The organism is Thauera carbonicopians (assembly GCF_025699485.1).
Classification (GTDB): Bacteria; Pseudomonadota; Gammaproteobacteria; order Burkholderiales; family Rhodocyclaceae; genus Thauera.
On the sequence record NZ_JANUXN010000010.1, the window covers coordinates 83,308 to 108,893 of the forward strand.

Annotated in this window: 24 protein-coding genes; 13 read left to right on the forward strand and 11 right to left on the reverse strand. The window is 65.3% G+C overall.

Going from position 1 to position 25,586, the window contains the following annotated elements:
- Window positions 1-25: 25 nt before the first annotated feature.
- Genes NX068_RS13650 through NX068_RS13660 form a run of 3 tightly spaced genes read right to left on the reverse strand, consistent with a single transcriptional unit; the run spans window position 26 to window position 4,553 of the window.
- Window positions 26-1,045: an ABC transporter permease gene (locus tag NX068_RS13650; RefSeq protein ID WP_327084828.1), complete on the reverse strand. Its 1,020-nt coding sequence runs from the start codon at window positions 1,043-1,045 to the stop codon at window positions 26-28.
- Window positions 1,045-2,814 carry an ABC transporter ATP-binding protein gene (locus tag NX068_RS13655; protein WP_263461815.1) on the reverse strand — a complete coding sequence of 590 codons (1,770 nt, stop codon included), beginning with the start codon at window positions 2,812-2,814 and terminating at the stop codon, window positions 1,045-1,047. The genes NX068_RS13650 and NX068_RS13655 overlap by 1 nt, the downstream gene beginning before the upstream one ends.
- Window positions 2,808-4,553, reverse strand: a complete 1,746-nt coding sequence (locus NX068_RS13660) for an ABC transporter ATP-binding protein (protein ID WP_263461816.1) — start codon at window positions 4,551-4,553, stop codon at window positions 2,808-2,810. The genes NX068_RS13655 and NX068_RS13660 overlap by 7 nt, the downstream gene beginning before the upstream one ends.
- Window positions 4,554-4,764: 211 nt before the next feature.
- Between NX068_RS13660 and NX068_RS13665 the strand changes: the two genes are divergently transcribed.
- Both NX068_RS13665 and NX068_RS13670 read left to right on the forward strand, forming a co-directional pair.
- Window positions 4,765-5,376, forward strand: coding sequence for a TetR/AcrR family transcriptional regulator (locus NX068_RS13665; RefSeq protein ID WP_263461817.1), 612 nt, complete (start codon window positions 4,765-4,767; stop codon window positions 5,374-5,376).
- A gap of 263 nt (window positions 5,377-5,639) precedes the next feature.
- Window positions 5,640-5,807 (forward strand): hypothetical protein, encoded by a 168-nt coding sequence (locus NX068_RS13670; protein ID WP_263461818.1) that lies wholly within the window; start codon window positions 5,640-5,642, stop codon window positions 5,805-5,807.
- A gap of 130 nt (window positions 5,808-5,937) precedes the next feature.
- On the opposite strand, the gene NX068_RS13675 is transcribed toward NX068_RS13670, so the two are convergent.
- Window positions 5,938-6,951: a zinc-binding alcohol dehydrogenase family protein gene (locus NX068_RS13675; protein ID WP_263461819.1), complete on the reverse strand. Its 1,014-nt coding sequence runs from the start codon at window positions 6,949-6,951 to the stop codon at window positions 5,938-5,940.
- 105 nt (window positions 6,952-7,056) lie between these two features.
- On the opposite strand from NX068_RS13675, the gene NX068_RS13680 reads away from it, so the two are divergent.
- Complete coding sequence (locus tag NX068_RS13680) at window positions 7,057-7,431, forward strand: winged helix-turn-helix transcriptional regulator (RefSeq protein WP_263461820.1); 375 nt, start codon at window positions 7,057-7,059, stop codon at window positions 7,429-7,431.
- Window position 7,432: 1 nt separating this feature from the next.
- On the opposite strand, the gene NX068_RS13685 is transcribed toward NX068_RS13680, so the two are convergent.
- Window positions 7,433-8,275, reverse strand: coding sequence for an EamA family transporter (locus NX068_RS13685; RefSeq protein ID WP_263461821.1), 843 nt, complete (start codon window positions 8,273-8,275; stop codon window positions 7,433-7,435).
- A gap of 138 nt (window positions 8,276-8,413) precedes the next feature.
- On the opposite strand from NX068_RS13685, the gene NX068_RS13690 reads away from it, so the two are divergent.
- From NX068_RS13690 to NX068_RS13700, 3 genes are all read left to right on the forward strand, one after another.
- Window positions 8,414-8,944: a MarR family winged helix-turn-helix transcriptional regulator gene (locus NX068_RS13690; RefSeq protein ID WP_263461822.1), complete on the forward strand. Its 531-nt coding sequence runs from the start codon at window positions 8,414-8,416 to the stop codon at window positions 8,942-8,944.
- Window positions 8,934-9,752, forward strand: a complete 819-nt coding sequence (locus tag NX068_RS13695) for an AraC family transcriptional regulator (protein ID WP_263461823.1) — start codon at window positions 8,934-8,936, stop codon at window positions 9,750-9,752. Before NX068_RS13690 ends, NX068_RS13695 begins: the two co-directional genes overlap by 11 nt.
- 94 nt (window positions 9,753-9,846) lie before the next feature.
- Window positions 9,847-10,473, forward strand: coding sequence for a LysE family translocator (locus tag NX068_RS13700; protein ID WP_263461824.1), 627 nt, complete (start codon window positions 9,847-9,849; stop codon window positions 10,471-10,473).
- Between the two features lie 33 nt (window positions 10,474-10,506).
- Here the strand turns inward: NX068_RS13700 and NX068_RS13705 are convergent, their stop codons facing one another.
- From NX068_RS13705 to NX068_RS13730, 6 genes are read right to left on the reverse strand one after another with little or no spacing between them, the layout of a single operon-like run.
- Window positions 10,507-11,292, reverse strand: a complete 786-nt coding sequence (locus NX068_RS13705; RefSeq protein ID WP_263461825.1) for an SDR family oxidoreductase — start codon at window positions 11,290-11,292, stop codon at window positions 10,507-10,509.
- A gap of 1 nt (window position 11,293) precedes the next feature.
- On the reverse strand, window positions 11,294-12,307 hold the full coding sequence (locus NX068_RS13710; RefSeq protein ID WP_263461826.1) for an ABC transporter substrate-binding protein: 1,014 nt from the start codon (window positions 12,305-12,307) through the stop codon (window positions 11,294-11,296).
- A gap of 18 nt (window positions 12,308-12,325) precedes the next feature.
- On the reverse strand, window positions 12,326-13,138 hold the full coding sequence (locus NX068_RS13715) for an ABC transporter permease (protein WP_263461827.1): 813 nt from the start codon (window positions 13,136-13,138) through the stop codon (window positions 12,326-12,328).
- Window positions 13,135-13,881 carry an ABC transporter ATP-binding protein gene (locus NX068_RS13720; RefSeq protein ID WP_263461828.1) on the reverse strand — a complete coding sequence of 249 codons (747 nt, stop codon included), beginning with the start codon at window positions 13,879-13,881 and terminating at the stop codon, window positions 13,135-13,137. Before NX068_RS13720 ends, NX068_RS13715 begins: the two co-directional genes overlap by 4 nt.
- A gap of 10 nt (window positions 13,882-13,891) precedes the next feature.
- On the reverse strand, window positions 13,892-15,373 hold the full coding sequence (locus NX068_RS13725) for an acyl-CoA reductase (RefSeq protein ID WP_263461829.1): 1,482 nt from the start codon (window positions 15,371-15,373) through the stop codon (window positions 13,892-13,894).
- The gene (locus tag NX068_RS13730) at window positions 15,370-16,452 is read right to left on the reverse strand and encodes a LuxE/PaaK family acyltransferase (RefSeq protein WP_263461830.1); all 1,083 of its coding nucleotides are present in this window, start codon (window positions 16,450-16,452) and stop codon (window positions 15,370-15,372) included. Before NX068_RS13730 ends, NX068_RS13725 begins: the two co-directional genes overlap by 4 nt.
- 315 nt (window positions 16,453-16,767) lie before the next feature.
- On the opposite strand from NX068_RS13730, the gene NX068_RS13735 reads away from it, so the two are divergent.
- The 7 genes from NX068_RS13735 to NX068_RS13765 all read left to right on the forward strand — a co-directional run bounded on the left by NX068_RS13735 (window position 16,768) and on the right by NX068_RS13765 (window position 25,461).
- Window positions 16,768-17,298 (forward strand): sigma-70 family RNA polymerase sigma factor, encoded by a 531-nt coding sequence (locus NX068_RS13735; RefSeq protein ID WP_263461831.1) that lies wholly within the window; start codon window positions 16,768-16,770, stop codon window positions 17,296-17,298.
- A complete protein-coding gene (locus NX068_RS13740) occupies window positions 17,295-18,299 on the forward strand; it encodes a FecR domain-containing protein (protein WP_263461832.1) in 1,005 nt (334 codons plus the stop codon). The genes NX068_RS13735 and NX068_RS13740 overlap by 4 nt, the downstream gene beginning before the upstream one ends.
- Window positions 18,300-18,420: 121 nt before the next feature.
- A complete protein-coding gene (locus tag NX068_RS13745; protein ID WP_263461833.1) occupies window positions 18,421-22,017 on the forward strand; it encodes a TonB-dependent receptor domain-containing protein in 3,597 nt (1,198 codons plus the stop codon).
- 306 nt (window positions 22,018-22,323) lie between these two features.
- Complete coding sequence (locus tag NX068_RS13750) at window positions 22,324-22,725, forward strand: VOC family protein (protein ID WP_263461834.1); 402 nt, start codon at window positions 22,324-22,326, stop codon at window positions 22,723-22,725.
- A 19-nt stretch (window positions 22,726-22,744) separates the two neighbouring features.
- Window positions 22,745-23,191, forward strand: a complete 447-nt coding sequence (locus tag NX068_RS13755; RefSeq protein WP_263461835.1) for an SRPBCC family protein — start codon at window positions 22,745-22,747, stop codon at window positions 23,189-23,191.
- 29 nt (window positions 23,192-23,220) lie between these two features.
- Entirely contained in the window at window positions 23,221-23,526 is a 306-nt protein-coding gene (locus NX068_RS13760; RefSeq protein ID WP_263461836.1) for a hypothetical protein, read from the forward strand.
- Window positions 23,527-23,691: 165 nt separating this feature from the next.
- Window positions 23,692-25,461 carry a diguanylate cyclase gene (locus tag NX068_RS13765; protein ID WP_263461837.1) on the forward strand — a complete coding sequence of 590 codons (1,770 nt, stop codon included), beginning with the start codon at window positions 23,692-23,694 and terminating at the stop codon, window positions 25,459-25,461.
- Window positions 25,462-25,586 lie beyond the last annotated feature (125 nt).

Consider the following 25,586-nt stretch of genomic DNA (forward strand, 5'->3'; position numbering starts at 1 on the left):
GAAATCTGTGGCATGGGCATGCGCATCACCTGTTCCTCCCGAGCAAACGCCCGGCCGCCAGAAGTTTGCTCAGCCCCCTCGGGGGGCAGGCGGGCGCAGCCCGGCCGTGGGGGCCTATGATCATGAGCACGAGGAACAGCAGACCACCGATGCCGCCTGCGGTCAGGCCGATCGGCACCTCGAACGGATGGATGAGCAGGCGGCCGAGGATGTCGCAGGCCAGCAGCAGCGACGCCCCGCCCAGCGCCACCACGGGCAAGGTGCGGCCCAGGTTGTCGCCGTAGTGCAGCGCGACCAGATTGGGAATCACCAGGCCGACGAAGGGAATGGCGCCGACGGTGATGACCGTGGCGGACACCGTGACGGCGACCAGCATCAGTCCCAGCGCCACCGTGGCCGGGTAGTTCAGCCCCAGGCTCGTCGCCATGCCTTCGCCCATGCCCAGCACGGTGAAGCGGTGCGCGTACAGGTAGGTCAGCGCGACGATCGGCAGGATCAGGTAGACGATTTCGTAGTTGCCCTGAACGACCTTGGAGAAGTCGCCCAGCAGCCAGCCCTGCATGCTTTGCAGGATGTTGTGGCGATAGGCGTAAAACTCGGCAACGGCGCTGAGCACGCCGCCGTACATCAGGCCGATCACAGGGACGAGGATCGTGTTCTTGAACCGGATGCGTCGCACGATCGCCACGAAGATCAGGCTGGCAGCGAAGCAGAAGGCCAGCGCGAACAGCATGCGCCCCACTGGCCCGGTACTCGGTGCCAAGGTCAGCGCGACGAGGATGCCGAGCTTGGCGGCGTCCAGCCCGCCCGAGGTAGCCGGTTCGACGAACTTGTTGCGGACGATGTGCTGGAGGATCACGCCGCAGACCGACAGCCCCACACCGGTCAGCACCAGCGCCGCCAGGCGCGGCAGCCGGCTGGCCGTCAGCGTCAGCCAGGCGTCGCCCGACAGCGACCACACCTGTGACCATGCCATCTGCTGCGCACCGACCAGCAGCGACACGCAGCAGAGCACGAGGAACAGTCCGAGCAGGCCGGCTCGCATCAGGCACGCGCTCCACCGGATGCAGCGGGGGCAATGCGCCAGCCCTTGGCGGCCTGGCGCTGGGCCAGGAATTGCGCGTACCGCCCCTGGCGCTCACGCAACTGCGCGGGTGTGCCTTGCTCGACGATCTGGCCGTTCTCCAGCACCACGATCTGGTCGGCCATCGCCACCGTGGAAAGCTGGTGGGCGATCACCACCCGCGTGCATCGGCCGCGCAGCCGCGCCAGCGCCTCGGCAATGACGACCTGGTTTTCCGCGTCCAGCGCGGCCGTGGCCTCGTCCACCAGCAGGATGGGCGCGTCCTTGATCAGCGCACGGGCGATGGCGATGCGCTGTCGTTCGCCGCCGGACAGGCGGGCACCGCCCTCGCCGACAGGGGTATCCAGCCCTTGCGGCAGGCGCTCGATGATTTCGGCAACGCCGGCCAGCCGCGCCGCGCCCATGATGTCAGCATCGCTGGCATCCGGCCTGCCGACGCGGATGTTCTCGGCGATGCTGCCCGTGAACAGGTAGTTGTCCTGGAAGATCTGGCTGATCTGCCCCGCCAGTTCCGCGCTGGACATCTGTTTCACGTCCACATCGCCAACGAGCACGCTGCCCCGGCTCGCATCGAAGAAACGCGCAATCAGCCGCGCCAGCGTGGTCTTGCCGGAACCGGATTCACCGATCAGCGCGGTCATGCTGCCCGGCGCCACGCGCAGGCTCACGCCGCGCAGCACGTCGGGCTCGTCCACCGCGTAGCGGAAATGCACGTCGCGCAGTTCGACCGACACATCGCGCGGCGCCTGCGGCGCGTCAGGCTCCGGCAGCGGTTCGACCTCGAACAACTCGCGGATCGCATCGAGCTGGCCGCGCGCGCCGCGCAGCACCTCGCCATAACCCGCTACTTCCAGCAGCGAGTCGATGAAGCGGCTGACCAGCAGCAGCGCGACGATGACTGCGGTGATGCCGCTGGCGGCCAGGCCTCCACCCAGGTGCTCGTTCAGCCACAGCGCCGCCGCGACCAGCAAGGCGGCGAACACGGCCTGCACGGCCCAGGTGTTGAGGACGGCCGAGCCGGCCGACAGCCAGATCAGCCGCGCCCCCGACTGACGTTGCTGCTCGATCGCCTGCTCCAGCAGGCGCATGCCGCCGCCTTCGCCGTTGAAGGCGCGCAGCACCGATTGAGCCTGGGCGAACTCCACCACGCGCTGGCTCGCATCGGCGAAGCGCCGATGGAAGGCATCATCTGCACGCCGCGAAAGCCGGGCCGTGAGTGCCAGCACACCCGCCAGCAGCGGCAGGGTCACCAAGGCGATCAGCCCCAGTGGCCAGTGCAGGACGAACAAGGCCGCGACCAGAACCACCGGCGTCACCACACCCGCGATGACCGGCGTGAAGACATGCGCGGGAAGCTGGGCCACAGCCATCATGCCCTGCGTGACGACATGGCCGAGCCGGGCCGTGTTCTGCGATGTGAACCAGCCCACGGGCAGCCCCGCCACATGATCGCCGAGGCGGTGGCGAGCCCCTTGCAGGATGGCAACACCCACGCGCACACCCGCCTGTTCCACGTAGCACCGCAACACCCAGCAGATGACCAGCCCTGCCAGCAACGCGGTCAGCCACGGCACCGTCTGCTGCACGTCGTTGTTCAGCAGATGGGTGAGCACAGGCACCAATGCGGTGATGGTCAACCCGCAGAGCACGCCATAGACGACGGCCATCCAGACGTAGCGGCGGAAGACCGGTGCATCGTCACCCAGCAACTGCATCAAGGTCTTCAGCATGGCTGCGCCTCCGCCGCTGCGGGTGTTTCGTAGCCACCTACGGCCCATAGCCGCGCATAGCGCCCGCCCTGCGCCAGCAATTGCGCATGCGTACCCTGTTCGACAATGGCGCCGTCTTCGAGCACGAGGATGCGATCGGCGTGCATCACCGTATCGAGCCGGTGCGCAATGACCATCAGTGTTCGGCCTCGGGCGAAATGCGACAGCGCGCTCTGAATCGCCACCTCGTTGCTGGCGTCGGCCGCTGCCGTGGCCTCGTCGAGCACCAGCACGGGCGGATCGAGCAGCACGGCGCGCGCGATGCTCACGCGCTGGCGCTCGCCACCGGAAAGCTGTGCGTCCTCGCCGACCACCGAGTCGTAGCCGCGTGGCAGGGTCAGGATGCGCTCGTGGATGTTGGCCGCCCGTGCCGCGTCCTCGATGTCCTGCTGGCTGGCCGAAGGCCGTCCCAGCGCGATGTTGTCGCGCACGCTGGCATGGATCAGCCGCACCTCCTGCAACACGAAACCGATGCGCTGGTAAAGCTGCGAGCTTTCGATGTGCCGCAAGTCCACGCCGCCCAGCGTGATGCGGCCTTCGGTCGGGTCGAAGAAGCGCAGCAGCAGCCGCGCCAGCGTCGATTTGCCTGCACCCGACGGGCCGACGATGGCCGTGACCGTGCCGGGCTCCAGGGTGAAGCTGACCTTGACCAGTGCCTGTTGCGCCTCGCCGTAGGCATAGCCCACGTTGTCGAAGCGGATTTCATGGCCTGCCGGGACTTGCTGCTGGCCCTCGGCCAGCGGCTCCAGCACGGGCGTTTCCAGCAGCGCCAGCACACGCTGCGCTGCGCCCGTGGCACTGCCGAGATCGTGCAGCAGGGTGTGCAGCAACAGCAGCGGCGCGCAGATGCCCGGCGCGACCAGGGCGAAGGGCAAGACCTCCACCGGGGTGATCCAGCCCTGATTCACGAACACCGCGCCAAAGGCCAGCACGATACCCAGCACCGTCACCGGCGCGATCATCGCGTGGGCATGGACCATCGCCTTCACCAGCGGGCGGGTGAAGCCGACAAACGCCTCGGCGAAGGCATCGACGGCCTCGCGGTAGCTGCCATGCGCCTTCCCGGCGGTTCCAAACGCCTTGACTACCGGGATGCCGCTGACGAACTCCACCGTCGCGCTGTTGATGCGTCCGAGCCGGGCGACGAACTCCTGCATGTTGGCGCCGCCCGTCTTCATGGCGTGACGCAGGAACAGGAAGAAGCCGGGGAACGGCAGCAGCGCGACGACGGCCATGCGCCAGTCCAGCGCGAACAGGTAGATGACCGAAATCAGGATCGCGCCCACGGCACGCCCTACCGCCGTATAGAAGTGTGCGGTCAGGCTATGCAGCGTGGCGATGTCGTCCTGCATCGCCTGCTTGACCTCGCCCGAAGCCCGGCTGGTGAACCAGCCCAGCGGCACCCGGGCCAGCCGTTGCGCCGCGGCCATGCGCAGGCGATGGGTGATGCAGTTGTCGGCCAGATGGGCGGTCAATTCGCCAGCAGACACCAGCGCCATGCCAGCGAACATGCTCACCACGCTGATGCCGACCGTCCACCAGATGTCGGCCCGCGTTTGTGCGGCCGCTGCGACAGCCGCATCACCCAGGGCGATCCTGGCGATATGCGCGATGCCGGCCAGCGGCATCAGCGTGAGCATGGAGCCCACGGCAGCCAGCACGGCGGCGACGCTCAGTTGCCCGCGTATGGGTGCGAGCACCCGGCTGATCGAGCCAAGTGCTCCAGATTTGGCTACGGCTGTGTCGGAAGTGCTCATGGATGCAAAACGTCAGCGATCTCGAGTCAGGCAGTGCCTGCCGTGGATGAGAATTAATTTCATTACTATAAACTAAATCTTGAATTAGTTGCATCATATAAACTAAATTGTGCGAAGCGGGTTAAAGTTGGGGGCTCACGACCAAGGAGCAGAGATGAAAGCCTCAGAGCAGCCTGCGACGCGGGGGCGGCCCCGCACCATCACCCGTGAGCGGATTGCAGACATCGGCATCGGGGTCGGTCTGCCGAACATCACTTTCACCGGCCTTGCCGCAGCGCTGGGCGTCAGCCACATGGCGCTCTACAAGCACGTGCCGAGCCTCGAGGAACTCAAGCAGCTTGTCGCCGAGGAAATCTTCAACCGCTGGGAGATTCCCCAACCTGCCGACAGCAGTCGCGATGGATTGAGGGAATACCTGACCGTGTTCGCTACATCGGTGCGGGAATTCGTCAAGGCGCATCCGGGGGTGACGCCTTATGTGATCCGCAGGCTGGCGGCGACGCAATCCATGATCGACAAGATCGACGGCCACCAGCGCCATATCGCCAATACCTATGGAATTTCCAAGGAACAGGCACGCTGGCTGCTGGCGACCGTAGCCTTCCACTGCCTTGCGGCAGCCGACACGGTGTATTCAGTGGCCGGAAAGGAACCAGTCGTGAATGCAGACCGCGCGGAGGAGGAAGCCGAGATGGAGGTTGAACTCTGTCAGGGCATACAGGCGCTCATCGTCGGCGCACTGGTAATGCTGGAAGGCATGCCATAGTTGCCCGAGTCATTCCGTGTCCGGAAAACTTTGAGACGATGCGCCATGGTCATGGCATCCTCCACTCCCCGCAAAGGCACAACCCGCGCCGCCGACATCCCCGACGAGGTGCTGCAAGCCCTGTCGCGCGGCGAGATACAAAGCACCACCCTGGCCGAGAGCACGGCACTCGACCCATCCCGACTGGCGCAAACGGTCTTTCCTGAGCTGTCGCCCCAGGCACTGAAAGCCGTCGATGCGGCCTGTGAGTTGGGCGTGCTTAAGTGCATGGCCCGTCTGCCTACGTGCAGGATGCGGTCGCCAACTGGCTCAAGGACACTGCCAAGGATCAGCCCGCCTGGGTACGGGGTCTCTGCGGCCAGTGGCTGGAAGGCGCACCGACCGATGCTACCCGGCGCATTTGCCAGCGTGCCCTACGCAACCTCAAGTAAGGGAAATGAGCGCGTACACTCACGCTCTCGGGAAATGGACGGCCGGTGCATTCAGGTCAGTGCAACGTGCACGCTCCGTATGGTGGTGTGAGCAAGCTGATTATTGACGAGCATCGCCAGCACTCAAACCTTACCAGCCCGACAGCACGATCTTGCCTATCGCCTGCCCGCTTTCGAGCAGCCCGTGGGCAGCACGCAGATTCCGCGCATCGATCGTCCCGAGCGCCTGGGTGCGCGTCGTCACGATCTTTCCCCGATCAACGAGTTCGGCGACGTTGCGCAGGATTTCCTGCTGACGAATGATGTCCGCCGTTCCGAGCAGCGGCCGGGTAAACATGAATTCCCAGTGGATCGACAGGCTCTTGCCCTTGAGCGAAACGATGTCGAGCGATGCAGGATCGTCGATCAGCGCGATGCGACCCTGCGGCGCGATCAGTTGCACGATGTCGGCGAGATAACGGTCGGTGTGCGTGGTGGAAAAGACAAAAGCCGGCGCGACCAGCCCCAGGGCTTCGATCTGTGCGGCCAATGGCCGGCGGTGGTCGACGACGTGATGGGCACCCATCTTCTTCACCCATTCCACCGTCTCCGGGCGCGAAGCGGTGGCGATCACGGTCAGGCCGGTCAATGCCCGCGCCAGCTGGATCGTCATCGAGCCCACGCCCCCTGCCCCGCCGATCACGACGATCGCGTTGGCCGCACCGGCAACCGGCTGTTCCACGCGCAAACGATCGAACAGCGTTTCCCAGGCGGTGATCGCGGTCAGCGGCAGCGCTACGGTGTCTTCGTTGTCCAGCGTGCGGGGGGCATGGGCGGCAATGCGTGCATCCACCGCCTGCAGCTCGGCATAGCAGCCGGGGCGGTCGATCGCACCGGCGTAGAACACCCGATCGCCCGGCCCGAAGCCGGCGACGCGCGCGCCGACTGCGCGCACCCGGCCCACGGCATCCCAGCCGAGGATGCGCCATGTGCCAGTGGCTGGCCGAGCGGACGCTCGGACTTTGGTATCCGCAGGATTGACCGCGATGGCCTGCACCTCGACGAGCAGATCGTGTTCGCCATATCCAGGCTCCGGCAGCTCGATATCGACCAGGGATTGGGGATTCGACACAGCCAGGGGTTGATTGAAGCCGACCGCTTTCATGACCTACTCCTTTCGTTGAAAACCAGTGCCCTCAATTCTTGGCTATATTGGCAATCTTCGAAAGAACGCACATATTTTGCATATAGTGTCTTAAAAGGTACCATCATGGCTCGAATCCCGCACGAAACCTTCACCTGCGCAGCCGGCTGCACGGTCGAAGCCACGCTCGACCTGATCGGCGGCAAATGGAAAGGCGTCATCCTCTATCGCCTGCTCACCGAACAGGTGCTGCGCTTCAACGAACTGCGCCGCCTGCTGCCCAACATCACCCAGCGGATGCTGACCAACCAGCTTCGGGAGCTCGAAGGCGACGGGCTGATTGCCCGCAAGGTCTATGCCGAAGTGCCGCCCAAGGTGGAGTACCGGCTGACGGATTACGGGCAGACGCTGGCTCCCGTCATTCATGCACTGAAGTCATGGGGCGACGCCCATATCCAGAATCAGCACGGCACAGATCGATCGCAGGCTTCCAGCGCTTGAATCAGGAAGAACGCCGGGTACGCGCCGTCGTCCATTGCACGGCGAAGACGCTGAGCAGCACGATCATCAGGCCCGCGAGGGCCATGCCGGTCATCGACTGCGAAAGCAGCATCCAGCCCAGCACCACTGCGGTAAGCGGGCTGAGCAAACCCAGCGATGCGACGGCCACTGTCGGCAAGCGCACGACGCCGCGGAAGAAGAGCACGTAGGCCAGCACCGCGCCTGCCAGGCTCAGATACGCATAGGCCACGCCTTGCGACAGCGACAGGGGCGGCAAGGGTGCATCGGCCAGCCAGGCCACCGGCACGAGCATCAGTCCGCCGATCAGCAATTGCCAGCCGGTCAGCGCCAGCACCGGCATGTCCAGGCGCCAGCGTTGCGTCAGCCAGATGCCGGTCGCCATGCATACGGCGCCCGCCAGCGCGGCCGCGATTCCCACGGGTTCGAACACCGTCTGCGGCGACAGCAACAGCACGGCCATGCCCGCGATGCCTGCCACGGCCGACCATAAGGTGACCTGTGCCGGAGACCGCTTGTCGGCCACCCAGGTCAATGCCATGACCACCAGCGGCTGGACGGAACCCAGCACCGCCGCAAGCCCGCCCGGCAAACGATAGGCCGCCACGAACAGCAATGCCTGGAAGATGCCGATGTTCAGTGCGCCCAGCACCAGCAGACGCCACCAGTCCCTGCGCACAGGCATCCGGCGCGTCAGCACGAGCAGCAGCAGGCCGGCAGGCAATGCCCGGATGAGCGCGGCGGTAAAGGGACGATCCGGCGGCAGAAACTCCGAGGTCACGATGTATGTCGATCCCCAGACAATGGGAGCGAGCGCGGTGACCATGACGTCGCGCCAGTAGTTGTTGTTCGAAGGGACGGTGGCCATGGCAGTTATCTTCAATTCGAGATATATTGATTGTGCTCGCCATTTATCTTGAAATCAAGACATATGCACAGAACCAGCCAGCGACCAGCCGATGCAGTGGATGTCATCCTCGAACAGTGGGCGCAGGAGCGGCCCGATCTGGATGCCAGCCCGATGGGGCCTGCAGGACGCATCATGCGATGTGCGCTGCGGCTGCAACAGCGCGTGGAATCCGGACTGTCCCACTTCGACCTGAGCCTTTGGGAATTCGACATGCTTGCCGCGCTGCGGCGCGCCGGCGCGCCATACCGCTTGAGCCCGACCGAGCTGTTTTCCGCCTTGATGGTGACTTCGGGCACGATGACCCATCGGCTCAAGAGCCTGGAAGCCAGAGGATGGATCGAGCGGGTACCCAACCAACAGGATGCACGCAGCATGCTCGTGCAGTTGAGCGACGAAGGACGGGCCTTGATCGACCGCGCGGTCGAGGTCCACGTCGACAACGAGCGCCGGCTTCTGTCCGCGCTGCCCCCGGCTGCGCTTGCCGAACTGGACGCCCACCTCTCCGCCTTGCTGCTGGCATTGGAAGCGCCTGCGGACAGCGGCGCATCCGGGAATCGCCTCCCTGCACCGCCTGATGCCACATAAGAATCCAAGCCAGGCCTTCTGGCGCGACCCGGCCCTGCCCTTCGCCGAAAGCCGCCGCGCCTGCCGAAGCCGCGCCTGCTACAAAGCTCATCACCATCCGAGCTTTTCCATCGGTGCGGTCGACGGTGGCCGCAGCGTCTTTACCGGCGCCGACGCCGGGCCGGTCGAGCTGTCCCCCGGCACGCTGGTGTTCGTGCCTGCTGAGCGCGTGCATGCCTGCAACCCTGCCGCCGACACGGCCTGGAGCTACCAGATGCTGCATCTGGATGCGAACTGGCTACGGGCCGTCCGCCAGGAGTACGCACATGCCAGCGCGATCGACGCCGAGCCGGTGCGCATCGTGACTTCCCCCGCGGCCTATGCACGTTTCTGCCGGCTCAATGACTTGCTGTTCTCCGACGCCGATGCACACGACAAAGAGGCGGCGTTGATCGAGTTCATCGGCGACTGCGACACCGAACAGGGTTTGCGCATCGACGCGCCGAACGTGCCCTCGCATCTGGCCGCGCAGATCCGACCGACACTGGATTGCCTGCGCGCTTCACCTTCTGCCAGCATCGCCCTGGACGTACTGGCACGCCTGGCGGGCATGAGCCGCTATCAGCTGATCCGCGCCTTCCGTGCAGTGACCGGCATGACCCCGCATGCCTGGCAATTGAACCTGCGCATCAACCTGGCCAGGGCGCAGATGCGGAAAGGTGACAGTCTCGCGGACGTGGCCCTGCGCCTCGGCTTCTCCGATCAAGCGCACTTCCAGCGGGTTTTCAAGGCACATGCGGGAGTGACGCCCGGCCGCTTCCGCAGCTAGCGCCGCAGCTGCAATTTCCTTCAATACGGAACACCCTTCGGTCAGCACACTGCGCAAAAAACTCGCATGCGTGCCCTCGATGGAGCAGTTCCTGATGATCGCCGCAGCGCATTTCCTCGCGCTGCTCTCGCCCGGCCCCGACTTCTTCCTGATTGCCCGGACCTCTTTGTCCGCCGGCTGGCGCACCGCCGGCGGCGTGTGTCTGGGCATCGCACTGGCCAACGGCGTCTTCATCGCCGCCGCCTTCGCCGGCATGGCTGTGCTGCAGACGGGCAGTACCCTGTTCAGCGTCCTGCAACTGGCGGGGTGCGCCTGGCTGATCCATCTCGGCGTGCTGTTCGTGCGCCATGCCGGCAGCAGCACGCTCGAGGTCTCGGCACCAGGCAAGCACGCCGTGCCCGCTGCACGGCCTCTCACCGCCTGGTTCCGTGCCGCCGGCATGGGCTTCCTGTCAGGCATCCTCAATCCGAAGAACGCCCTGTTCTACGCCAGCCTGGCGGCGATGCTGAGCGGCCCGCACGCCAGCGCCGGCTGGAAGACGATCTACGGCATCTGGATGTTCAGCGTGGTGCTGTCATGGGATGTGCTGGTTGCCATTCTGATCGGCAACCGGGGCGTGCTGCAGCGCTTCGAACGGGCGCTGCCCTGGCTGGAACGGATTTCCGGCGCCGTCCTGATCCTGCTCGCGCTGGGCGTGATCGCAGTCATGGCGTTCCGCTGATGCGCGACGACTCCGGCGGGACGCCACCTGTTGTCAACGCATCACGAGGCCACCATCCACGAACAGCACCTGCCCGGTCATGAAGCCGCTGAGCTCCGAGGCCAGGAACAGCACCGGCCCGGCCACATCCTCGGGCCGCGCCAGACGCCTGAGCGGCGTGGCCGCCATCAGCGATTCGCGGAACGACTCGCGGGTGTTCTGCGTGCCCTGGGTAGGATAGACCAGGCCCGGCGCCACGCAGTTGACGCGGATGCCGACCGGCCCCAGTTCGCTGGCCAGATTGCGGCTGAAGGCCACCAGCGAGGCCTTGGCCGTGGTGTAGTCGTGGTAAGGCACGACCGGATGTTCGACGAGGTTGGTGGCGATATTGACGATGCTGCCCCGCGCGCGCCGGCGCATATGCGGCAGCACCGCGCGGCAGACCTCGAAGGCCGCGCCCACGGCACCGTCGAACTGGGCCTGGTAATCGCGCCAGTCCAGGTCGTCGAAGCGGCTGCGGCGTTCGGGGTCGAAGGCATAGGGCTTGAAGGCGTTGTTGACCACGATGTCGATCCCTCCGGCCTCGCGCGCGACCTCTTCGACCATGGCCTGTACGGCGGGCTCCGAACCGACGTCGGCCTTGACCGCCCAGGCATCGCCGCCGCCGGCCTGGCAGGCCACCACGGTCCGGGCTGCCGCCTCCTCGTTGGCCAGGTAGTTGACGGCCACCGTCGCCCCCTCGCGCGCAAACGCGGTGGCGATGGCCGCACCTATGCCGCGGCCCGCTCCGGTGACCAGCACCACCTTGCCGCGCAGGTTCAATCCAGATGCCTGGTCCATGTCAGGCCTCCGGCAGCAGGCTGGTATCGACCACTTCCGCCACCTCGATCCGGCGCTGCACCAGGCCGAGCGCGCGATAAGCGTCGGCCCCCTTCTGCAGCGCCTCCAGGTCGAAGCTGCCCAGGCCCTTGCCCTCCACCGCCGGCAGCGAGGCCGCGTTGCGCAGGCGGATCACGTCGAGGTTGATGTCGCGCTGCGTGCCGTCGATGGCGTACTTGCCGGCCAGCGTCGCGGCTTCCTCGGGGTTGGCGATCATCCAGGCGGCGCTGTCGCGGTAGCCCTTCAGGAAGGCCTTGAGCAGCTCCGGCTGCTGGCGCAGCGTGTCCTCGCGCACCACGAACATGTCGCTGGAAATGTTCAGGTGGTCGCGCACGTGCATCACGTCGACCTCGCCGATACCCTTGCGCAGGCCCACGGCCAGGCCGGTGTCGGTGGCGGCCGTGGCATCGACCTGGCCCTGCATCAGCGGCGCGAAGTTCAGCAGGCCGGTGACGACGATGCTCACGTCGGACTCCTTCAGGCCGGCCTGGTGCAGCATCACCAGCAGGTTCAGGCGCGTGCCGCTGGACAGGCTGTAGACGCCGATCTTCTTGCCCTTGAGATCGGCCGGCGTGTGGATGCCCGCCGACTTGAGCGAGACCACGTTGAATACGTTCTGCGGATAGATATCGTAGATGGCGACCAGCTTCTCGCCCTTGTCCAGCGCCATGAAGAAAGAGCCGGGGTCAGTGAAGGCCACGTCGGCCTGGCCGCTGAGCAGGTTGCGGATGGCATCGCCGCCGCCCGCGCCGGGCAGATAGGCGAGTTCCACGCCCTGGGCCTTGAAGAAGCCCTTGGCGGGCTCGGCGAGGATGTTGGTGATCTCGCTGATCGGCTTGCTCCAGCCCGCCAGGCGGATCCTGCCCTGGACCGGGGCGGCCGAACCGACGCCGGCAAGCATCAGGCCGGCGAGGCCTGCAGTGGCACCGAGCAGGCGGCGGCGGGAGATGAACGGAAGCTGGATCGGTGTATGCATGGCAGTTGCCTGTGGCAGTCAGGAGTTGCCGCGTGAACGCGGAGGGAACGTAGCGGACAGGGACGAAGCGGGAAAGGCGTGGGCGCGCAGCAGCCTGCGCTCCAGCAGAAGGCAGCCCTGGTACAGCAGCAGGCCGATGACGGCGATGAGCACCAGCGCCGCGAACATCAGGGTGGTGTCCATCATCCCTTGGGCAGCGATGACCACGGCGCCCAGGCCCTGGCTCGAACCCATGAACTCCGCCACGACGACACCGACCAGGGCCAGCACCACGGCCACGCGCAGCCCGGCGAGGATGGCGGGCAAGCCCATGGGCAGCTTCAGCCGCAGCAGCGTCTGCAGCCGCGTGGCGCCCAGCATGCGAAACAGCTGCAGCCGCTGCGCATCGGCCTGGCGCAGGCCGGCCAGCGTGTTCTCCATCAGCGGAAAAAAGCAGATCAGCGCCGTGATCAGCACCGTGGGCAGCAAACCGAAGCCGAACCACAGCACGAACAGCGGCGCCAGCGCCAACTTCGGCACGACCTGGCTGACCACCACATAGGGCTTGAGCACACGCTCCAGCAATTCGGATTCGGCCAGCGCCATGCCGGCGAGCAGCCCCACGATGCTGCCGGCCGCCAGCCCGAGGAACAGGGCCTGCAGCGTCGCCCAGATATGCGGCCAGAAATAGCCCGAGGCCAGGCCCGACCACAAAGCCTGCGCCACCGCCGAAGGCGCCGGCAGCACCAGCGCCGACAGTCCCCATTGCCGCACCAGCAGCTCCCACAGGCCCAGCAGGACCAGGAACAGTGCGGCCGCCATCAGCCGTGCCTGCATCGGCGTCGGGTTCATGTGCCGGCCCCGTCCATGGCAGCGCGCACGCGGGCGCAGTAGTCGTTGAAAGCCGGGCCGTGGCGCATGGCCTGCGTGCGCGGCAGGGGCAGCGTGATCGTCCAGTTTTCCACGATGCGCCCGCCGTGCATCAGCGCGATGCGGTCGCCCAGATAGACGGCCTCGTTGATGTCGTGGGTGACGAACAGCACCGTCGTGCCGCGCTCGCGGCAGGTGCGCAGCAGATCGTCCTGCAGTTCGGCGCGCGTGATCGCGTCCAGCGCCGCAAACGGCTCGTCGAGCAGCAGCAGCGGCGGTTCGAGGACCAGCGCCCGCGCGAGCGCCACGCGGCTCTGCTGGCCGCCCGAGAGCTGGCGCGGGTGGTGCGGTGCATGACTTGCCAACCCGAGTTGATCCAACAGTTGCAGCGCACGCTGCTGATCCTGCGGCGTGGGTCGGCGCTGCAGCGACACGGGCAGCAGCACGTTGTCCAGCACGCTCAGCCAGTCCAGCAGCGTGGGCGCCTGGAACATGAAGCCCACCTGCGGCCCGGGTGCCGCCAGCTCGCCGCCGCGGAGCACGATGCGCCCCGCCTGCGGCCTCAGCAGACCCGCAGCCAGCTTGAGCAGCGTGGTCTTGCCGCAGCCGCTGCGACCCAGCAGGCAGTGGAACTCGCCGGCCTGCATGCGCCAGTCCACGCCATCGACCACCGGGGCGCGGCCCGGATAGGTGAACACCACCTTTTCGATATCCAGAAATGCCACGGTCGCGCCTTCAGTCCGCATACGGGGCGAAAGGCTGCGCCGCCGCCTCGGCCGATTGCTCGATCTCGGTCATGCGCACCAGGTCGATCAGGTTGAAGCGCCCGTCGTGGTGCCAGCCGGCCTCGGGCATGCTCATGGCGCCGATGGCGCAGATGCGCGTGACACCGGCCGCGCCCAGCAGGCCGGCCAGCCGGTACAGCTCCTCGGGCGAGGCCGCGATGCCTGCCGTCTGCAGGAAGACGCGCTGCGCCGAAACCACCGGCACCACATCGTCGAGGCGATCCACGCCGACCACGCTTATCGTGCGGTACAGCGCAGTCGGCGCCAGCGCTTGCAGGCTGTCGCCGTAGGCCACGCTCCAGGGCGCATCCACAGGCCCGATCAGCTCCTGATCGCCGCTGCCCCACTCCACGGCCTGCTGCCATCTGGCAACGGCAGCGCCCTCCTCCAGCTCCAGCGGCCGACGCGCAAAGCGCTGCTGCAGATTGACCAGCTCGGCCGCGAGGTAGTCGGCGAAGGCGCGCGGCGGCACCGGCGCGCCGCGCTCCACGTAGAACACATGGGGCGAGTAGCAGCCCTGCTGGTCGTAGCGCATCACGTCCCAGGCCGCCAGCCGCGCGACGGCGGGCGCCTTGAGCGTATCGAGCGCGGACGCGCCGACCAGGCCGAAGCCCAGCTTGTGGCCGTGCGGCAGAAAGCGCGTGGTCACGGGCAGGCGTTGGCGCAGCGCAGCCAGCGTGTCGTTGCCGCCATAGGCCAGCACCGTGTCGGCCTGTCCATAGAGCGCGGCCGCACCCTCGGCGCCCAGACCGGCATCGCCGCCCGCCCCGCTCCACCACACGACTGCCAGGCATTCCGCCAGCGGCGGATGAACCTCAGCCAGCAGCCGCGCGAACCAGCCGGCGAACAGAGGTTCGGCACTGGCCAGCTTGCCGATGCTCGGGGCCTTGACCAGCAGGCCGCAGACCAGACTCCACAGCGATAGCGCAGGCACGTTGCCGGCCCAGACATGCACCAGCAGATCGGGGCCGAAGGCGCGCACCGCGCCGCCCTTGGGTACGGGCTGGAAACCGTCGAGCACGGCGGGGTTGGCAAAGTCCTCGGCCACGAAGCGGCGCAGTTGCGCGGCGCGGAAGGTCTTGAAAAAGCCCGTCAGCCCCAGTCTCACCATGTCCGCGTCGTAGCCGCTGACCACCGGCAGCCAGGCCTCGGCCTCGCGGCGGAAAGGATCGCTGCGGTCGAGCAGGCGGGCAATGACACGGTCGATCGCGTCGATGATCCCGGCCACCGGCATCGCGCGCAGATGGCGGTCCGCAGCCTCGCGCACCCGCTGCGCCAGCGCCTGCATCTGTGCGGCCGTCAGCACCGGTACGGATACTTCGAGCCTCAGGCCCTCAGGTTCGGCACCATGCTCGAAAGGCAGCACATGCCACTGCACCTCGTCGTCGCGCAGGCCGGGCAGCCAGCCCGCCGTGATCCGTTCGACCTTCATGCAGCCGCAGCCTTGACGAATTCCTCGACCGCCAGCGAGCAGCCCTTGGCCGCCGCGCCCTCGGCCCGCCCCAGCAGCAGAAAACCGCCCTCGGCCCACAGGCCCACGTCCTCGGTCAGGATGGTCGTGACCGAGTTGTAGTTGGCCAGATCGCAGTGCACGAGAATGCCGCGCTCGCCGGGCACCACACTGCGGCCCGTGACCGGCTCGACCAGGCGCGAACGGATCCAGTGCGGCCCCGACTTGACCGAGGGCAGCACGGCATTGCCGTCGTCGTAGAACTGCGTGCTCAGCTCCGTCATGCCGTACATGTTGACGCAGTGCGTGCGCGGCACGCCCAGCAGCTCTTCCAGGCCGGCGTAGAAATCCTCCAGCGGCAGCTCGCGCGACTGGCCCTTGTAGCCGCCGGTATCGAGGATGCGGCTGCCCGCCGGCAGGCGGAAGCTGCGCCCTTCGGCACGCAGCGCATCCATCACATGCACCAGGCTGAAGCTGGCGCCCAGCAGCGCATAGGGCTGGCCCGTCCGCTCGGCCTGCTCCAGCGCGGCGCACAGGCCGGGCAGATCCAGGCCCTCGGGCGTCAGGAAATAGCGGCTGTCCGCGGTGCCGAACCCGGACTTCGCCAGCGCCAGGTAATGCGCGAGCGACGAATTGGGCATGGCCTGCTCGTCGGGAAACAGGATGCCCATGGGCATGTGCCCTGCCCCGCCCATGAAGCGCCGCGCGAAGTTGCGCGTCATCGACAGATCATAGACGTCGAGCCTGGGATGGAAATGCCGCCCGCGCGCCGCGCGGCCGGTGGTGCCGCTGGTCATGAACACGCGCTCGCCGGGCAAGGCCGGCTCGCTGCGCAGCTCCATGGCCTTGAACGCATCGATCGGAACGGCCGGGATGTCGCTCCAGGTCTTGACCTTGCGCAGCGTGGCGCCGCGCCGCTGGCAAAAGCTGCGGAACGGCGCGTTGGATTCGTACTGGTAGGCGAACAGCCGCAGCGCGAGTTGGTCGAACTGCTCATCGGTGCAGCCATCCATCGCGATGAAAGCGAGCAGATCTGCAAGCAGCGGAGCGGCCTTGTCCATGGAGTTTCCTTCGAGAGCGGGGAAATGATGCTCCGAGGAAAGCCGCGCGCACTGCATCAGGGCCAAGCTCTTCTTCCGCCGGCATGATCCGGTTCAAGTTCTCGGGTATGGATCTCAGCACAGGTGTGCACCCCGGAGCGGGAGGCATGTTACCGCATGATGCAGCGGCATGCTCGGGGCTTGCGTTCGATCGGACGAGGCGCCAACCACTTGATTTGACTCTTCCCCGGACACATCACAGAATAATAACGTTTCTCATTCCACCAATCGAACTTAAACCGCGCGGCCCAGCCAGATCCTGCCGGAGTCTTTTGCTTGAACCCGCCCCTGCCCTTCACGGACACCGTTGCCGACGTCTACCGAAACCATCATGGCTGGCTGCATGGCTGGCTACGCAAGCGGCTGGGCTGCACGCATCGTGCCGCTGACCTTGCCCATGATACTTTCGAGCGGCTATGGAAAGCCGGCCCCTCGGGTGCGCTCGATGAACCTCGCGCCTACCTGACCACGATCGCCAAGCGCCTGACGATCAACCAGTTTCGCCGCCAGATGCTGGAACAAGCCTATCTGGACGTCCTCGCCCAGCAGCCGGAAGCCCATGCCCCTTCGGCCGAAGAGCAGGTCAGCATCATCGAGACGCTGCACGAAATCTGGCGCCTTCTCGACGGCATGAGCGAGCGCCGCCGCCAAGTCTTCATGCTCGCCCAGCTCGACGGACTGTCGCACGCCGAAATTGCCCGCCAGCTCGGCGTCACCCTCAACATCGTGCACAAGGAAGCCGCCGCCGCGTTGAGCCACTGCTACCAGCTCATCTACGCCGGAGAGAGCGCCGGCAGTGCCGGATGAGCGCCAGGATATTCACCCCTGTGGCGCTCGAAGCCGGGCCGCTCGATGCACGGATCGTGGATCAGGCCGCCGAGTGGCTCATCCGCCTGCAGCACGACGACAGCCCCGCCGCCCGCCAGGAATGTGCCGCCTGGCGGGCGGCCGATCCCAGCCACGAGTTGGCCTGGCAGCGGCTCAGCGCCTTTGGCTGCGAGCTCAGGGCCAGCGCCCCGCCACGGGCGGCGGCAACGCTCGACCAAGCCCGCGCCGGCATCCACCGCCAGCGCCGCGCCGGTCTCAAATGGCTGTGCGGACTCGGCCTCACCGTCGGCGCCGCTTGGCATTGGCGTGCAAGCCTTGGCGACGCCCTGCCGATGCAGGCCTTTGCCGACATTTCCACCGGCACAGGGGAATGCCGCACGCTCACGCTGGCCGATGGCACCCAACTGATCCTCAACAGCAACAGCGCGGTGGACATCAGCATCGACGCGCAATACCGCCATCTCATTCTGCGCCGCGGCGAGATCATGATCACCACCGCACCCGACATCGCCGGGCGCCCCTTCCTCGTCGGCACCGGCCACGGCGCCATTGCCCCGGTCGGCACCCGATTCAGCGTGCGCCGCTTGGAACAGGACAGCAATCCGATCCGCGTCGCCGTGTTCGAGGGCGCAGTGGACATCCGGCCGCAAGGCAGCGGCTCGGCACAGCGCCTTCATGCCGGCAAACAGGCCGATTTCACATACGCCGGCATCCAGCCCGAAATCGATCTGCGCGCGGCCGACGCTGCCTGGACGCAGGGCATGCTCGTCGCCAGCCGCATGCCGCTCGGCCAATTCATCACCGAGCTCGCCCGCCACCGCAGCGGCCTTCTGCGCTGCGACTCCGATGCCGCCGACCTGCTCGTCACCGGTGCGTTCCCCCTCGACGACAGCGACCGCATCCTCGCCATACTCGAGCAGATCCTCCCTGTCCGCACCGAATACCGCACCCGCTACTGGGTCACGCTCAAACGGCGCTGAAAAAAATTTCTGCTGTCCCCGGCAGTTTTTCCTTTCTCGCGTGTTAACCGGAGAAGCCCCCCCTTGCATCGCACCGATGGGGGCCGCCTCCCATCAACCCAGTCACAGGAAGAACTCCGGCATGAAACCAGCCCAGCTTCGGCCCGCGCGACCCGCCATGCACCCGCTCCATCGCGCCGTTTGCATCGCCCTGCTCGCATTCGGTGGCCTCAACAGCGTCGCCCCGCTCACCGCGTACGCCCAGGAAACACAGGCTGCCCGCCGGATCTTCGCCATTCCCGCCGGTTCGCTCGACGACGCCCTCGGCGCTTTCGGCACCGCCGCCAACATCATGCTCGCCGCCGATCCCGCTCTCACCGCAGGTATCCGCAGCCCGGGCCTGAGCGGCGAATACAGCGTGGAGGAAGGCCTCGCCCGCCTCCTTGCCGGCACGCCATTGCATGCCGTCAGGCAGGACGCGAGAACCTGGCTGCTGCTGCAGCGTCCGGTTGCGCAGGAAGCGCGCGACAAGACCCTGCCCGCAATGACCGTCACCGCCGAGGTCGATCGGGACATCCAGAGCCACGAAAAGGTCTACACCGAAAACCTCACCACCGCCTATCAGGACCGCGAGCAACTGCAACGTTTCAACATCACCAACCCCGGCGACGTGTTCAAGGGCATGAACGGCGTCTACAGCATGGACTCACGCAGCAGCCAGTCCATCACCCCCAACATTCGCGGCATCACCGGCGAAGGCCGCACGCCGCTCACCATCGACGGCACCGAGCAATCCACCAACGTCTGGCTGCACTTCTACGGAGCCGGCAACCGCAGCTACGCCGACCCCGCCATGTTCCGCAGCGTCGAAGTCGAAAAGGGGCCTTCGCTCACCCGTGGCATCAAGAGCGGCGTCGGCGGCGCGGTGAATATCCGCACCATCGACGCCAAGGACATCATCCCCGAAGGCGAGAACATCGGCATCGAACTCAAGCTCGCCACCGCTGGCAACACCAGCAGGCCGCGCCGCGACGCCAATTCCATTTTCGGCAAGGATTACCACGACATCCCCGATGCCACGCTCACAGGCGGCACCTACGTCGCCCTGCCCCTGCAAACGCCGCGCACCAAGGGCGACGCCTCCATCCTCAATTTCGACGACCATGCCGAAATGTTCACCATCGCCGCCCGCAACGACTTTGCCGACGTGCTGCTGTCACACAGCGAACGCAGCGCCGGCAATTACTACGCCGGCAAAAAAAATGCTGGCCGCTATTCCGGGCACGATGCCTACGACCAAACGACCACCGACAGCTATGTCCCCAACCTGACCAAGATGTACAAGGCAGGCAACGAAATCTACAATACCGCCAACGACACCCAGACTACTTTATTCAAGAACAACTGGTATCTTCCCAACGACCAGAAAATCGCGCTGCAATTCATGCGCACCAAATCAACATTTGGTGAAACCACCCCAGGCAGCAGCGTTCTGAATTATTTATACCGCGAAGCAGCCGAATTGCAAAAACCGGATGAAGACTGGTCAAAAGTACAAGCAGTAGAGGAATATCCGCACAGCAATCTGAAAGTCAACAGTTACAAACTGAGCTACGATTTGAAACCCGAAGGCTCCGACTGGCTCAATCTGGAAGCCAGCCTGTGGCAGACGAAAACGCGCGGCACGCGCTACCAGACTGGCGCCAACGCTTACACCCTGTCGCTCGACGAAGATACGGAAAATGCGCTGAATTTATATAATGCAATCTGCGGTCCGGGCAAAATGGATTGCGTCAGCTTCGGCTGGCTGCCGCCCGCGCACGATGGCACCATCGTCGCCACCGGCAAGCAGTGGACAAGCCACGACCGCAGCGGCTTCGATCTCAGCAACCAGATGCGGCTGGCCGACAATCTGCACCTGACCCTTGGCGGCAGCTATCAGCGCGAAAAGCTCGATGAGCGGCTGACGATGGTCGAAAAACAGCCCAATCCCTTCGCACCCAGTGGCGCCGATCAACTGATGGCCACCGACCGCCTCGGCCCGCGCGCGGGTAAGCGCAAGGAATGGTCGGCGATGATGAATCTTGCCTGGCAGCCGACTTCATGGCTCACCCTGACCGCCGGCACCCGCTACCTGCACTACACCGGCAAGGACACCGGCACCGCCAAGCGCCGCCGCCAGCAAGAGGAGTTTTTTGCGGCAAGCCGACGTCTTGCCGGGCTTGAATTGAAATATCGAGAAATAATGGCACCTGAGGACAAGGCCACGCTTACTCAGCTACAACAGGATTTCAATAACGCCTGGAATGCCGCCTTTGTCGCTCAGAACCCGGCGGATTTCAAAACATGGGAATTTATCTACCATGGCGGCAGCAGCGACACAAATCATATTATTGATTATTTTCCGACAGAAAATGCGCAAGTGAGGACAGCGGCCCAACGTTATGCAGACTTCCTCTCGGCAAACAATGCCAATCATTTTTCCAATGATAGAAATGAGACCCTGCTTGATTCAAACGAATTCGATAGAACATTGTTTGCAATGTTTCGGCATGGCGTTGCCGGTCTCGATGTTAATCCAATGTATGACTCTCCTTGGGAGAATGAAACTTACTGGAACAAAAAAGCGACCCTGCCATACAAGGATGGCAAGTTTGATTCCTCGCACAACCCCTTTGCCAACGGCGAAGCGGACATGAACGAAGCCGTCGACAACCCCTACGGCACGGGCACAGTCAATAAATACAGAATCGGCGGCCATAACGAAGGCGGCTATGGAGAGGAGGTTTATCAAAGACTTGATACCGGCAAAACCTGGGAAATGCCGGAAGAGGAATCCGGCCACGCCTTCAGCCCGGTATTCAGCGCCACCGCCCGCATCACCCCTTTCGGCACTGCCTTCCTGCGCTATGCGCAGACCACCCGCTTCCCGAGCGTGAATGAACTGACCTCCAGCGCCATCATCGACGGCGCCGGCACCGTCGGCGGCTTGGCCGTCGACGGTGCCAGCAAGCCGGAACGCAGCACCAACTGGGAAATCGGCTACGCCCACGACCTGCGCCAGTTCTTCCCCACGCTGAATCATGCTGACGTGCGCGTCAGCTACTTCAACACCGAAATCCGCGATTTCATGGATCGTTCGCTGAATTTGGGAGTCCTCCAGCTCGACAAGAAGAAAAGCAGCGGCATCGAACTGCAATCGCGCTTCGACACGAGCCGTTTCTACGGCGGCCTGGGTGCCACTTACCGCCTCAAGCAGAAAACCTGCGACAAGGACATCGCTTCGGCAATGGATCCCTTCTATAATCGCGTTCCCACCTGCATGACCGGCGGCTTCCCCGGCAGCTACAGCGGCACGAGCCTGCAACCCAAGTACTCCATCGACATGAATCTCGGTGCGCGTCTGTACAACAACCAGCTTGAATTCGGCTGGCGCGGCGTGTACCACTCCGGCGCGGAAAACGATCAACTCGACAAACTGCTCGGAAATGGCGACGGCAATCCGGATATCGGAAAATTTCTTCTGCACGAAGTCTGGTTCCGGGGCAACAAGGAAGCCTTTTACTGGAAGCCCGTCATGCTCCACGACATCTACGCCACCCTGCGCATAAACAAGGAGCTCACCCTCAACCTTGGCATCACCAACCTCACCGACCGGTACTACCTCGACCCCATGTCCAAGGTCCTCCTTCCAGGGCCGGGAAGGACGCTGCGAGCGGAAATGCGGGTGAAGTTCTAGGACGAGGGCAAGGCCAGGTCCGGATGAAACTGAAACCGTGAGCCGCCAAACACGGCTCACGGTTTCATGGCACTCGCCGATGGCCATTGTAGGCTGAGGTCGAGCGCCGGGATGTCTTTTGGACGGCGGACCACCTCGCGCGCCAAGCCTCGGAAGTGGAGGATGTTGGCAAACATGAGCTTACAGCCCCATGGATCTGGAATGTGGACACTGTCCATTTCGGATCCTAGGATCTAAGTACCGTCCACACCATGGCCGTATCTCTCCCCATGGCCCGCCCCTTCCCTCGATTGCCCGGAGATTCCCATGAAAGCCAATCCCGTTGTCTGGTTCGAGATTTACGTGCAGGACATGGCGCGTGCACGCAGCTTCTACGAAACGGTGTTCCAGTGCACCCTGGAGCCGCTGGCCGCGCCTGAGCCGGCCGCGCCCGAGTGCGAAACCGGCGGCATGGAAATGCTGAGCTTTCCCATGAACATGGACGCTCCCGGCACGGGCGGTATGCTGGTCCGCATGGACGGTGTCTCGCCCGGCGGCGGGGGCACACTGGTCTACTTCGGCTGCGAAGACTGCGCCGTCGTACAGTCGCGCGTCGAAGCCGCCGGCGGCCAGGTGCACAAGCCCAAGTTCGCCATCGGCCCCTACGGCTTCTGCGCGCTGGTGGTGGATACCGAGGGCAACTGCATCGGCCTGCATTCCATGCAATGACCCAGAAGGAGACACGTACATGAGCACCGGAACCGTCCACCTCCACCGCGTCCTGCGCACCACGCCCGACAAGGTGTACCGCGCCTTCACGCACGGCGCGGCCCTGGCCAAGTGGCTGCCACCCTACAGCTTCGTCTGCCACGTCCATCAATTCGACGGCAAGGTCGGCGGCAGTTTCAAGATGTCGTTCGAGAACTTCTCGACCGGCCACAGCCATTCATTCGGCGGCGAGTATCTGAAGCTGATCCCCGGCGAGCTCGTCGAGTACATCGACCGCTTCGACGATCCCGGCCTGCCCGGCGAAATGCGGGTGACCGTGAAGCTGCGCGCAGTATCCAGCGGTACCGAGGTCAGCATCGAGCAGGCCGGCATTCCCGAGCTCATCCCGACCGAAATGTGCTACCTCGGCTGGCAGGAATCCCTGCTGCAACTCGCCACGCTCGTCGAGCCCGACATTCCCGACTAGCCACGCATGGGTCCGCATCGGCGGGTGCGATGAAAGTCCAGTATCTGGATATCGTGACCAGCAACGTGGAGGTCGTGTGCGCTGCATATGCCGCGGCGCATGGAGCGCAATTCGGCGAGCTCGATGAAAGCCCGGGCGGCGTGCGCACGCCATTGCGCGAGACCGAAGAACCGATGGTGCGCCCCTATTGGCTGGTCGAGGACATCGAAGCCGCCGTCGCTGCGCTAGCCGAAGCCGCGGGCGTGATCACCGTTCCGCCGATGGAGATCCCCGGACGCGGGACATTTGCCATTTATCTCCAGGGTGGCAACGACCACGGTCTCTGGCAGCTCTGATCGCGTGCACCAGCCCGGCGGGATGCCATGAATGACCCCTACCGCTTTTTTGGGGTGACCCATGGAGACGGAAGGTCGACTGCGGCTAGACGGATGTGTTCATGTCGATTACGGTATCGACCATCCATCTCAAGTCGGGCGGCACAGCACCGATACTAGGGAACCATGCTCACACACCTGCCATCCGCGAAGAAGTTGCTCCTGTTCGTGTGCTGGTGGCTGGGGTTTGCATTTGCGTTTGCACAAGCACAGCCGCCGCCGCTGTCCCAGCCTTTACACCTGGACCAGCACAGCACTGCTGTCAACGTCTGGCCGGCGCTCGGCCTGCTGCGCGACCCGGTGGGCACGTTGGCCGTCGAAGACGTGCTGGCGCAGCGGGCGCGCTTCGCGGCACCCGAGAGCACGCCCGGCAACCTCGGCCGCACGGCCGACGCAGTGTGGCTGAAGCTGCCGCTGCATGTGGGCGGCACACAGCCGCTGCACCGCGTGCTGGAGTTCGACTATCCCTCGCTCAACCTCGTCGACGTCTACCTCGTCGCCGACGGCCGCGTGCTGCGCCACTGGCGCCTGGGCAACCAACTGCGCCTGTCCGAGCGTCCACTGCCTTCGCGCAGCCACGCCACCCGCATGGATCTGCCGCCGGGCGCAAGCGAGCTCTTCATGCGCGTGCAGACGACCAGCACGATGGTGCTTCCGATCACGCTGCGCAGCGCCGAGGACTTCACCGCCCACGAATCGCAGGCGCAGTTGCTGCAAGGCATGTTCATCGGGCTGGCGCTGTGCATGCTGTTGTACAGCCTGGCGCACTGGACCAGCCTGCACGACACGCTGTTCGGCTACTACGCGGTTTTGCTGGGCGGCAACGTCGTCTTCCTGCTGTCGTACTTCGGCATCGGGCCGCTGTACCTTTGGCCCGATCTGCCGCAACTGTCGCAGCAGATCGCGCCGCTAGGGGTCCTGGTTTCGGTGGCGGCGGCTACGGTGTTCATTCGCCGCGCGCTGCGCGTGCACGAGGCGAGCCGCATCGCCGACTGGCTGCTGCGCGCGGTGGGCATGATGGCCGCGCTCGGCATCGCGGCGGCGCTGCTCGGCGTGCTGCCCTACCGCAGCATGCAGACGCTGGTCACGATCCTGGGGCTGGCGACAGTGGGCGTCGCGGTGCCGATAGCCTTCCTGCGCACGCGACAGGGCGAAGTAGCGGGGCGCTACATGCTCGCCGGATGGGCCGTCTACTGCATCGGCGCGGCAACGATGGCAGCGCTGCTGCGCGGCTACATCGAACCCACCTTCTGGGCTCAATACCTTTACGCCGCTTCGATGATGGTCGAGATGGCCGCCTGGATGGGCGTGCTGGGTCTGCGCGTGCAGGCCATCCACCGCAGCGCCGACCGAGCGCGTGTCGAGAGCGACACGTTGCGCGCGCTGGCGCATACCGACGCGCTGACCGGCCTGCCCAACCGCCGCGGACTGCAGATTCACCTGGGCGCCGCGCTGCGCGATACCGCGCCGCAGCGCGTGCTGGCGCTGTACCTGCTGGATCTGGACGGGTTCAAGCCGATCAACGACCGCTACGGCCACGACGTGGGCGACGCGTTGCTGATCGCCGTCGGTCGGCGCCTGCAGGAGCAACTGCGTTCCTGCGACGTGGTGGCCCGCTTGGGCGGCGACGAGTTCGTCGTGCTCGCCGGCGGCCTGTCGGACGAGCACGCAGCGCGCACAGTGGGGCAGAAAATGCTGGCTGCTTTCTCCGAGCCTTTCGACGCCGCCGGACAGCACTGCACAGTGGGTCTGACCATAGGCTATGCGCTTGCGCCCCAGGATGCTTCGGACGGCGACGAACTCCTCAAGCGCGCCGACGCGGCGATGTACGCCGGCAAGCAGGCAGGCCGGCACCAATTGCAACGTGGCGGGCGAACGGTGGCAGCGGCGGCGTAGTCGTGGTACTGGCGAGTGCAGGTCTTGCTGGAAGGGCTACGTCAGACATTCGCCGCACGCACGGACCAGGTCGCCCGTGCAGGCAAGAACATCGGGCGTCCCCCATTGGCCTTCTGCCCATACAG

Bases quoted from the DNA above. Each gene is read 5' to 3' on its own strand.
- NX068_RS13650 (WP_327084828.1), bottom strand. From the start codon at position 1,045: ATGCGAGCCGGCCTGCTCGGACTGTTCCTCGTGCTCTGCTGCGTGTCG.
- NX068_RS13655 (WP_263461815.1), bottom strand. From the start codon at position 2,814: ATGCTGAAGACCTTGATGCAGTTGCTGGGTGACGATGCACCGGTCTTC.
- NX068_RS13665 (WP_263461817.1), top strand. From the start codon at position 4,765: ATGAAAGCCTCAGAGCAGCCTGCGACGCGGGGGCGGCCCCGCACCATC.
- NX068_RS13675 (WP_263461819.1), bottom strand. From the start codon at position 6,951: ATGAAAGCGGTCGGCTTCAATCAACCCCTGGCTGTGTCGAATCCCCAA.
- NX068_RS13680 (WP_263461820.1), top strand. From the start codon at position 7,057: ATGGCTCGAATCCCGCACGAAACCTTCACCTGCGCAGCCGGCTGCACG.
- NX068_RS13685 (WP_263461821.1), bottom strand. From the start codon at position 8,275: ATGGTCACCGCGCTCGCTCCCATTGTCTGGGGATCGACATACATCGTG.
- NX068_RS13695 (WP_263461823.1), top strand. From the start codon at position 8,934: ATGCCACATAAGAATCCAAGCCAGGCCTTCTGGCGCGACCCGGCCCTG.
- NX068_RS13700 (WP_263461824.1), top strand. From the start codon at position 9,847: ATGATCGCCGCAGCGCATTTCCTCGCGCTGCTCTCGCCCGGCCCCGAC.
- NX068_RS13705 (WP_263461825.1), bottom strand. From the start codon at position 11,292: ATGGACCAGGCATCTGGATTGAACCTGCGCGGCAAGGTGGTGCTGGTC.
- NX068_RS13710 (WP_263461826.1), bottom strand. From the start codon at position 12,307: ATGCATACACCGATCCAGCTTCCGTTCATCTCCCGCCGCCGCCTGCTC.
- NX068_RS13715 (WP_263461827.1), bottom strand. From the start codon at position 13,138: ATGAACCCGACGCCGATGCAGGCACGGCTGATGGCGGCCGCACTGTTC.
- NX068_RS13725 (WP_263461829.1), bottom strand. From the start codon at position 15,373: ATGAAGGTCGAACGGATCACGGCGGGCTGGCTGCCCGGCCTGCGCGAC.
- NX068_RS13730 (WP_263461830.1), bottom strand. From the start codon at position 16,452: ATGGACAAGGCCGCTCCGCTGCTTGCAGATCTGCTCGCTTTCATCGCG.
- NX068_RS13740 (WP_263461832.1), top strand. From the start codon at position 17,295: ATGAGCGCCAGGATATTCACCCCTGTGGCGCTCGAAGCCGGGCCGCTC.
- NX068_RS13745 (WP_263461833.1), top strand. From the start codon at position 18,421: ATGAAACCAGCCCAGCTTCGGCCCGCGCGACCCGCCATGCACCCGCTC.
- NX068_RS13750 (WP_263461834.1), top strand. From the start codon at position 22,324: ATGAAAGCCAATCCCGTTGTCTGGTTCGAGATTTACGTGCAGGACATG.
- NX068_RS13755 (WP_263461835.1), top strand. From the start codon at position 22,745: ATGAGCACCGGAACCGTCCACCTCCACCGCGTCCTGCGCACCACGCCC.
- NX068_RS13760 (WP_263461836.1), top strand. From the start codon at position 23,221: ATGAAAGTCCAGTATCTGGATATCGTGACCAGCAACGTGGAGGTCGTG.
- NX068_RS13765 (WP_263461837.1), top strand. From the start codon at position 23,692: ATGCTCACACACCTGCCATCCGCGAAGAAGTTGCTCCTGTTCGTGTGC.